This window comes from Mesorhizobium tamadayense, assembly GCF_003863365.1.
Lineage (GTDB): Bacteria > Pseudomonadota > Alphaproteobacteria > Rhizobiales > Rhizobiaceae > Mesorhizobium > Mesorhizobium tamadayense.
The window spans coordinates 1-1,379 of the sequence record NZ_RQXT01000161.1 but is presented as its reverse complement, the minus strand read 5'-3'; the positions used below and the strand labels follow the sequence as shown (position 1 = coordinate 1,379).

Annotated in this window: 2 protein-coding genes; both read left to right on the top strand. The window is 55.9% G+C overall.

Translation table 11 applies throughout. The features are described 5' to 3' along the window. The coding region (locus EH240_RS36970; RefSeq protein WP_245436713.1) for a carbohydrate ABC transporter permease at positions 1-912 on the top strand (912 nt) is incomplete at its 5' end. Then, a partial coding sequence (locus tag EH240_RS36965) for a carbohydrate ABC transporter permease (RefSeq protein WP_148101181.1) occupies positions 909-1,379 on the top strand: 471 nt, incomplete at its 3' end. The genes EH240_RS36970 and EH240_RS36965, both read left to right, overlap by 4 nt.

The following is a 1,379-nucleotide window of genomic DNA, read 5'->3' as shown; positions in this document are numbered from 1 at the left end:
CCCTCTCTATCGGGAAATGACACAATGTCCCATCGTGAACGCTGGATGGCCTGGATTTTCGTAGCTCCGGCGCTGCTGCTGGTCGGCGCACTTATGTATTACCCGATGATCGGCACCATAATTGAAAGCCTTTATTCGACCTCGTTCATCAACCCGGCGCCGAAGTTCCAGGGACTTGCAGCGTATTACAAGATCTTGGCCGATCCGATCTTCGGCCAAGTAGTGTGGAACTCCCTCATTTGGACTGTCTTCGTGGTAGCACTGCAGAATGTGTTCGGCTTCCTGGTCGCACTGCTGCTCAATCAGCACATGCCTGGCCAGGGACTTATGCGGTCGCTGGTGCTTTTGCCTTGGGTCCTCCCCGGCGTAGTGGCCGCCATCCTTTGGCGATTCATGTATGACCCGCAACTCGGTTTGGTGAACTCGTTACTTATTAGCCTGGGACTGATCGACCACGGTACCGCTTGGCTGGCGGAAACGTCGACAGCCATGGGCTCGATCATCATGGCGGCCGTCTGGAAAGGGTTCCCCTTCTCGGCGATCGTCTACTTAGCGGCCCTGCAGACGGTCGACCAAGAGCAGGTCGAGGCCGCCAAGATAGACGGAGCGGGAGCGACTAGGCGCCTGTTTGACGTTGTGCTCCCCGGAATCAAAGACGTGATCGCCATCAATCTCCTCCTTACCACTATCCTCACTTTCAATTACTTCGACATAATCTGGGTGATGACAAACGGTGGCCCACAGAATGCCACAGCCATCTTCCCAACCCAGATCTACGAACTCGGTTTCGGCCAATTCCGCTTTGGCGAAGCCGCTGTATACGGCGTTTTTTCAATCTTGGTCCTGGCGCTGCTGATAACGGTCTATTTCGGCGTTTTGTCGCGGGGCCGGCATAGGGGGAAGGCATCATGAACACCCGTTCCCACAGGAGCCGCCAAGCCGCACTGCTGGCCCTCAACGTCGTATTGGCGCTGATAATCCTGGTGCCCTTCTTTTGGATGGTTTCCGTGTCATTGAAGCCGGCGGCCGAGCCTTTTTCCATTCCCGCCAGGTTGTGGCCGGAGAACCCGACCTTCGACAACTACGTCACTGCATTCCGGCCGGAGTTCCGAACCTATTTTATGAATTCGGTCATCGTTTCACTGTCCACCGTCATCATCACCGTTTCGTTAGGGCTGCTGGCCGCCTATGCATTTACGCGCACCCACGTCCGCCTACTTATCATCGCCATGACGCTGGTGATCGTCACGCAGATGTTCCCGGCCAGCGCCATCATCATCCCGATCTACAAGATGATGAAGGGGGCCAACCTACTCAACACATATACGTCGTTGATCCTCGCCTACGTCACCGTAACCTTGCCGGTGGCGATCTGGATG